Consider the following 7,210-nt stretch of genomic DNA (forward strand, 5'->3'; position numbering starts at 1 on the left):
AGGGTAAGCAGCAGTGCCTTTCAGAGAAAATTACAATGGCTGCAAGACTTATGGTTGCCCAAATTGCGGCAACCCCGAACAGTCACTCTACTCGCGCTCAGACAGGCTCGGTTACGATGCTTGGTATTGCTCTGAATGCGGTGCTTACCCACCCGTATTATTGAATCAACCTATCCTTGCACTGGCGGAGCAAATTCGCACCCGCCAGTGTGATAACTTCCTCTTTCGTCACTGCGCGTGTCGGCAGCCAACATTTCAGCGTTATGGTTTTACCGCAAGCGGCAGTCAACGCGTACAATGCACGCAATGTCACCAAGTGGTGACCTTACTCAATGCCAGAAAGCTAGCGAACAGACTTCAGCCAATTATGGATGCCCTGACCCACCGGGTCCGTCCCGGAGCAATCCAAAAAGCATGCCATCTGAGCGGAAAAGAGTTCGCAACACGTCTGCCTCTCCTCGCCCAGCTACTCACACAAGTAAGCCGTGGCTGGGAAAAAGAAATCGACTTCGCTTTGATCCAAACCCGCACGACGCGACAAGTCTGTCGCTCTGGTTTACAGCACGGTAATAACAAACAATATGAAACCCGTCTTTGGACACTTTCGAGTGCAGATTCCCAATCCGGCTATCTGTTGTTATTCAATGACAACGCTTTATATGACGACGTTTCGCTCACCTCAGCAGTGCTGGCACAGAGTCTCTATCACCTCGATCACGTCGAGCCTGATTTAGATAGTAATATCGATGTGCTGAATAAAGCCGAGCACACTTACAGCAAGATTTTAGCCCGCAGCCAGTTCGATAAACTAGCGTACAGCCTCCAGCGTCATGCTAAATCAAAAGAAGCACAGTTATTGCGTCCTGTCTACGCCGCCCATGCTCACTTCCAAAACCTGTACAGGATGACACATTGCGTACCGCCATCCGCGATTATTCTTGAGCATGAAAGCTTCTTGCGCGGTGCTTCTATTACGGCTTTTAGCCACGAAATAGGCAAAGGCCAGACCGATCTCTATTATTGCCATTTAACCCAGAAAATTGACACATTGATGCCACCAGTAATCAGCAAGAATATGAGCTGGTGGAATGAGAAATGGTATCGCCTGTCAATTGAAAACAAACATGGTAACTGGCAGGCTGGTATCGGCGTACTAACCAATGAACACAGCAAAATTCGCCAAATATTGCCTTCACATCCTGACTGGAATCAGTATTTCTGGCATGGGTTTAACCACTGGCTCACCCCTGAATACGCCAGACGTATTAGCCTGAAGCGCCTCCACCAGTGGCAAGCCGTCTATCGGTATTTGTACAACCTTGTCTTTACCGACCGGTTAAACATTAAAGCAACGCATGGCATTGAACCAACACAGATAAGCACAATCGTAGATTTCATAAACCAAGAAAAGCTCAACTCGCGCAAACTGTGAATGCAGCGGTTGCTTAAGGCTTCTGAGTGAGAGTCCATGTCGCCTGCAATAAGGAGTGCCCGCCTGTCTTCAGAACGAGTGAGATCGGGCATGAACGCTGTGCCCGATCGTCTGGAAGTTATGCTCTGCCACAGCAGGACGCTAGGAGATTACCCCGCGGCCAGCGCATCAATCATAATATCAAGCTTAACCGTCCCAAGGCGGCGCTCAATGCTCAATCTGTCATGAAAGGCGATATGACCAGAGTTAAGACCCTGAGTCATTTCAATAAACCCGGCGATGGCTGCTGATGAAAATCCTTGGCCAGCTATTGACTGTGCCCAGTCTGATTCCGGTATTGAGAAAGGCTGTATCGCTTCTCCAAGTTTAAGGGATACGAGCTCCGCGACATCATTCGGGGAATACCTATCGGGACCTTCCAGGTCAATGATTCGTACGCCGCGCCAGTCTTCACAAAGAACTTCAGCCGCGATGCGGCCAATATCTGGTGTTGCGATCATCGGGAACTTTTGATTCAACGGCGAAAGAAAACTGGGTAATTGGCGCTGGAGTATAGCCATCTTAACAAGCGGCCTCCAGTTTTCCATAAAGTAAGCTGCGCGAAGGAATACTACAGGCAATCCTGTGTCGATGATACAAGCCTCAAGCATACGATTCATGGCGATCCAGCCGGTTCCCCCGGCTTGTTCAGCACCGATTGATGAGAGAGCAACAATCTTGGCTAACTTCGCCTCTTTTGCTGCCGCTGCAATGGTGTGAGCCATCTCTCTAGCCTGTGAAAATAGATCCTCGGACGAATACTGAGGAGGGCTGACGATGTACGCACCGTCCGCACCAGAAAAGGCCCTGCAAAGGGCAAAGCCATCTGAGAAATCAGCCACAGCGACTTCCGCCCCAAGTGTCGTCCACACATCCCCCGCTGGCTCATCTCGCACCACCACCCGCACACGTTTTCCGGCATCGAGTAATGTTTTTGCGACAGCAGATCCTGTGCGGCCTGTAGCGCCTGTTACAACATACAATTCGTTAGTGCTCATCAATCCTCTCCTCGTTCAGAACCATAATGGATTCGATGTGAGGAATGCTATACTGCTCTTCAACATATTAAAAATGCATGAAGGTTATATCGAGAATGCAAAAAGTGGATATCGGTGGGGTCGATCTCAATCTTCTCAAGTTGTTTGACGCCTTACTGAAAGAAGGCAGTGTGACAGGTGCGGGCGCACGGTTAGGGCTGAGCCAGCCTGCGGCAAGTCGAGGTTTAGCACGCTTACGCCGATTATTGAACGATCGGATTTTAGTTCGAACAACCAACGGATGGGAGTTTACACAAAGAGCACTCGCATTATCGGCACCGGTGACCAAGTTATTGGATGATGCTCGCGCAATCGTCGCACCGTCGGAGTTTCATCCAAGCACCGCATCAGGGCAATTTACTGTTGCCACCGCAGATCATTTAGCCCTCTTACTAATGCCTGAGCTGGTCGCTAAACTTGCCTCGTTGGCACCCGGGATTGATCTCGTTATGCCAGCAACAGCCGGCGACAACGTTGATTTGATTGCTCAGGGTAGCGCCGATCTGGCAATTGGCTCTTTCGAAGGGCTTCCTGCAAGGTTTTACAGCAGGCGACTCTATGATGAAGATTTTGTCTGTGTGGTACGCCAAGATCATCCGATTATCGGCGAAGAGCTGACACTCGAGAAATTTGTCTCGTTGTCGCATCTTTCGGTGATTATTACCGGCCAGGGAAGGAGTGCCGTGGATGAAGCGCTAGCGCAACGCGGGCTCACCAGAAGAATTGCGGTACGAACCCCTCACTTCTTGGTTGCTCCCATGATTGTGGCCGAAAGTGACTTGATTCTGTGCATTCCGCGAAGATTGGCCCATCGACTTGCCAAGTCGGTTGCTATAGAAGTACTTGAACTCCCGGTAGAAATACCGTCATTCACCCCATCAATTATCTGGCATGAAAGGCAACATGATGATCCTGCCCACATATGGCTTCGCAACCTGATTGTAGAAATCGCCCGGAAACTGTGAACAAAAGCCGTCATTGTGTTTAGCTTGGTTAACTAGCATCAATCTTGTTGATTGTTCCAAGAGAAACCGCAACCAGTTTTTCTTCGTTATCTGTTTTGGCGTATACCTTGCACTCACAGGTAGCTTGGCGCTTTCCAGAGTATAAAACTGTTGACCTGGCAATCAATCTGTCTCCGATCGCTGGCCTGACATAGTTCACTTTATATTCTGAAGTGACACAGCTTCCCAGTACTGATGCTCCAGCAAAGGTAATACAGTTATCAGCCAAATAGCTAACGACACCACCATGTGCAAAACCATTGTTTTGCTTGAGATCATCTCTCATCTCAAGGCTCAATTCAGCAGTGCCGGCCTCAAAAACGTCCAGCTTTGTCCCCAAAAGCAAACTGAAAGACTGCTGTGCCAGGATCTCTTTCCCTTTCTCTAACATATTGCTCAATTTTTATCTCCTTACCGATATTCCGGAAATCTCATGCTCAACCCGCCGCGCATGCGTTTGTTAGGCGTCTACCTCTACTTTCCACCATTTAGGTCTTTTGGAGATATAGGAATGCCCTTCTGGAGCAAAAGCTTTAAGGTTAGGACTATCGTCTGGTGACACACTCAATAGAAGCCTGTGGAACCTCTCATGATTAGGCCAGGAACTGGCTAAGCTTTTTCTATAATCATGCGCTTCGGGCTTTTCCCCCCCGGATAAAGTGTCGGCTGGAAGACATTTATCCTGATCTGTCATGTGTAATTTTTTATATATCTTTCAACTAACTGAGTCGGTTTGAACCTTGAGCTAACAGGAAGGACAAGATTAAGTTTTTCAACTTCTGTCGCCTCCGGACCATTGATGGACTCGAACTCATCCCAGCATATTTCGGTCACCTTTTGAACAATAGTATGACTCAATAAAAGTTGAGAAAATGCCTTTGGGCTAAATCCTTTGGGCTCAGCAATAAAGTGCTGTTTCTGGAAGAATCCCTCTTGCACCAATAACAAATAGTATCTCGCAATGTCAACAACATGAATATATTGGTTAAAACCTACTGAGGGTACTGCCACATTTATTGTGTGATCAGACAGAGACTCAACAATTCGTTTCAGCTGACAGTTTTCCCCGCCATAAACCAAGCTAGGGCAATAAACAATATTCCAGTTTTTCCTCAACGCTAGCTGTATTGTGTATACATCGGGCTTAACTGCTTCCAAGGGCTTTAGAATGAAGTTTTGCAAATCTTCAGGTGACGACTTACCAAAGAGCCAAACACCTGATGTATGGATTTTTATCGCACCCTCAGTAGCAAATTTATCGAGATGTTCTAGTAGTCCTTGTTCAATAACAGCGATTTCGTCAGGTGAATATTCAGACCAATGCGGGCGAGCACAATTAATAACCACATCAAAGGAACCTGTAAAATCAGAACTATCGGGGCCGATTATTCCTGTCTTGGGAACACCTGCCTTGTCTCTGCTATATACGAATACTTCAAAACGATGTTCACGAAATAGATTCGTTACGTGATGACCAATGTAACCATTAGCCCCAGCAATGAGTATCTTCATTCTTCCTCTGAACTCAATATTACACATAACACGTGACATGCATTCTGTAGCCACATTCGGGGGTGGATACCGCTGAAACCAAAATTCCGCAGACCACTTTCATCAAAAAGTCACCGCATACCAAACTGCGACGAGGCATGAATCCCTCTTGACGCTTTAATATGCCTGTGCCAACGTTTTCAATGAACTCGGGACAATCAGCTTGTGAATTGGAGCAACAAAAAACATGTACACTTTGCCAAAAAAATTATGTACATGTACTACCGTTGTTGCGTGAACCCTGACTTTGTCACCTTCTACGTCCAATAGAAACGACACTCTTACATCAAGGTGTCTATCACTGTCCTCTAAGACTATTTCGGTATCACTGTTACTCTGTAATGTAAAAATGCCAATTCGCTCACCAACTATGATGCTTGCCATGTTTTTCTCAGAACCCGCATCCTGAAGTCGGCCTAAATGTTTTAATCCAAACATTGATACAATGCGATTTCTCATTGCCATTAAGAAAGAAACCCACGCTGGCGTTTGTTTCGCTATTTCAAGATAAACATCAAGTGCGGTCTGATTATTGTTGGGAATTTCGCGTGAAAAGCTATCAGAGAAATAAGCCCCTTTCGCATAATCAAACAACTTAGAATGTTTTGGAATTGTCATGTATTTCTCCCAAAGGCATAACGAATGCCATGAAGTTCCGCTCATCAGGCCCAGCCACACTTGGAAAGACTGAACACAACATCACTAGACACCACCATTTCACTATCTGTCTATGGCATTGATTATGCCAAACCAGTTGCAGTATCCACGCAGAAGATCACCGATGCAAGGTGTTGATCCACGAACCACTTCAAAAGAACATCAATTCTTGCTGATCATATGTCGCACTTGAGTTCGGTGTTTTTCTCAGCACCGCTGGATGCACGCCAGTTACTCTTTGCTGGCGCAAAGCGTAACCAGAAATGCCTTTAGGTTATCTATAACACGTCTCAATTTATGCGCCTAAAAATTAATTGGCATCTTTTGGGTGGTGGATACCATCGTAGATCTTTACTGGCTCTAACTCATACGGGTTAACACCCTCTAGGCACGCAACATTAATTGCATATTGGTGCGGGTTAGAACGCCTTTGGTGGTGAGTGTATATACCACAAGTTTTACAAAAAAAGTGTTTTGCTGTCATGGTGTTAAATTGATAGAGAGTTAAATTATCTTCACCTTTAACAATTTTTAGGTTTTCTAGTAGAACTGAAGCTGCAATTGCCCCACGCTTTCTGCACATAGAACATGAACAGCGACGGGGATCTTCTAAACCGTTTGGTAATGTAAGCTCAAGCTCAACTGTACCACAGTGACATTTTGCTTTATGTACCTTGTTAATTTTCATATTAGTGCTTCCTTGCTAGCTCAGGGGCTTATTCAACATCTGGATAAAGTGTCGACAGCGCAACACTTATCCTTATTTATTATGCGGTTTCCTAATACGGTAACTCATCAGCTTCAATACCAACATGATCGGGAGCTAAATATTGAGGGAATCTTACTGCTCGGATTGTATCGTGACCAAGTAACATAGCTTTACACACTCTGTGCATACCATCCATTACCCTACCTTTATTACACAGGATAATTGGGTATGATAAATCAGCTTTTTGGATGAGTTTCGTGTGCTCTATAATGTTTCTACACGTTGGTTTTGTACCACCTAGCTCGAACCAGAATTCTTCATCTAACTCTCTGATGTCAGCTAGCGAGATTTCGATAATTGGCAAACCTTTAGCTAGTTCAATTAGCCGGAAAACATCCCACGATAGCAGCCCTTCATCAGAGCTTCGAAAATGATACTGTTGTCTCATAATTCTCCTTGCTGCATAACGAATGACATGAACTCCCCCTCATTAGGCTCTGCCACAGTAGGTAAGTCTGATGACCTAATCAAAATAGACCACCATGTCACATCCTATTTATGGCATTGATTTAGCTAAACATAGTTTTAAGTATCCACTGTGGGGATCACCGATGCAAGGTGTTGATCCACGAACCACTTTAAAAGAACATCAATTTTTGCTGATCATATGTCGCGCTTGAGTTCGGTGTTTTTCTCAGCACCGCTGTAGTGGTCAAGTAAAACTGGCCACAGTTTTAGAGTCATTCCAGAATAACCGTTCTGACTCATTTGGCGTCAGACC

General features: G+C 45.8%; 8 protein-coding genes. 2 read left to right on the forward strand and 6 right to left on the reverse strand.

Annotated elements, in window-relative coordinates; translation table 11 throughout:
* The first annotated feature begins 13 nt into the window (after positions 1 to 13).
* Positions 14 to 1,432 (forward strand): hypothetical protein, encoded by a 1,419-nt coding sequence (locus Q4491_RS11185; RefSeq protein ID WP_303457544.1) that lies wholly within the window; start codon positions 14 to 16, stop codon positions 1,430 to 1,432.
* Between the two features lie 149 nt (positions 1,433 to 1,581).
* Here the strand turns inward: Q4491_RS11185 and Q4491_RS11190 are convergent, their stop codons facing one another.
* Complete coding sequence (locus Q4491_RS11190) at positions 1,582 to 2,469, reverse strand: NmrA family NAD(P)-binding protein (RefSeq protein WP_218385673.1); 888 nt, start codon at positions 2,467 to 2,469, stop codon at positions 1,582 to 1,584.
* 95 nt (positions 2,470 to 2,564) lie between these two features.
* On the opposite strand from Q4491_RS11190, the gene Q4491_RS11195 reads away from it, so the two are divergent.
* Complete coding sequence (locus Q4491_RS11195) at positions 2,565 to 3,473, forward strand: LysR family transcriptional regulator (protein ID WP_303457549.1); 909 nt, start codon at positions 2,565 to 2,567, stop codon at positions 3,471 to 3,473.
* A gap of 28 nt (positions 3,474 to 3,501) precedes the next feature.
* Here Q4491_RS11195 and Q4491_RS11200 read toward each other — a convergent pair whose 3' ends face one another.
* The 5 genes from Q4491_RS11200 to Q4491_RS11220 all read right to left on the reverse strand — a co-directional run bounded on the left by Q4491_RS11200 (position 3,502) and on the right by Q4491_RS11220 (position 6,877).
* Positions 3,502 to 3,903, reverse strand: coding sequence for a PaaI family thioesterase (locus Q4491_RS11200; protein WP_303457567.1), 402 nt, complete (start codon positions 3,901 to 3,903; stop codon positions 3,502 to 3,504).
* A gap of 299 nt (positions 3,904 to 4,202) precedes the next feature.
* Positions 4,203 to 5,024 carry an NAD-dependent epimerase/dehydratase family protein gene (locus tag Q4491_RS11205; RefSeq protein WP_303457550.1) on the reverse strand — a complete coding sequence of 274 codons (822 nt, stop codon included), beginning with the start codon at positions 5,022 to 5,024 and terminating at the stop codon, positions 4,203 to 4,205.
* A 156-nt stretch (positions 5,025 to 5,180) separates the two neighbouring features.
* Complete coding sequence (locus Q4491_RS11210) at positions 5,181 to 5,681, reverse strand: DUF2867 domain-containing protein (protein ID WP_303457552.1); 501 nt, start codon at positions 5,679 to 5,681, stop codon at positions 5,181 to 5,183.
* A gap of 349 nt (positions 5,682 to 6,030) precedes the next feature.
* Positions 6,031 to 6,408 carry a GFA family protein gene (locus Q4491_RS11215; protein ID WP_192013830.1) on the reverse strand — a complete coding sequence of 126 codons (378 nt, stop codon included), beginning with the start codon at positions 6,406 to 6,408 and terminating at the stop codon, positions 6,031 to 6,033.
* 91 nt (positions 6,409 to 6,499) lie between these two features.
* Complete coding sequence (locus Q4491_RS11220; RefSeq protein WP_192013832.1) at positions 6,500 to 6,877, reverse strand: hypothetical protein; 378 nt, start codon at positions 6,875 to 6,877, stop codon at positions 6,500 to 6,502.
* Between the last annotated feature and the right edge of the window lie 333 nt (positions 6,878 to 7,210).

The organism is Photobacterium sp. 2_MG-2023, assembly GCF_030547675.1.
In the GTDB taxonomy this organism is placed as follows: domain Bacteria; phylum Pseudomonadota; class Gammaproteobacteria; order Enterobacterales; family Vibrionaceae; genus Photobacterium; species Photobacterium arenosum.

Excerpts from the sequence above, each read along its gene's own strand:
- Q4491_RS11190 (WP_218385673.1), bottom strand. The coding sequence starts at position 2,469 with ATGAGCACTAACGAATTGTATGTTGTAACAGGCGCTACAGGCCGCACA.
- Q4491_RS11195 (WP_303457549.1), top strand. The coding sequence starts at position 2,565 with ATGCAAAAAGTGGATATCGGTGGGGTCGATCTCAATCTTCTCAAGTTG.
- Q4491_RS11200 (WP_303457567.1), bottom strand. The coding sequence starts at position 3,903 with ATGTTAGAGAAAGGGAAAGAGATCCTGGCACAGCAGTCTTTCAGTTTG.
- Q4491_RS11205 (WP_303457550.1), bottom strand. The coding sequence starts at position 5,024 with ATGAAGATACTCATTGCTGGGGCTAATGGTTACATTGGTCATCACGTA.
- Q4491_RS11210 (WP_303457552.1), bottom strand. The coding sequence starts at position 5,681 with ATGACAATTCCAAAACATTCTAAGTTGTTTGATTATGCGAAAGGGGCT.
- Q4491_RS11215 (WP_192013830.1), bottom strand. The coding sequence starts at position 6,408 with ATGAAAATTAACAAGGTACATAAAGCAAAATGTCACTGTGGTACAGTT.
- Q4491_RS11220 (WP_192013832.1), bottom strand. The coding sequence starts at position 6,877 with ATGAGACAACAGTATCATTTTCGAAGCTCTGATGAAGGGCTGCTATCG.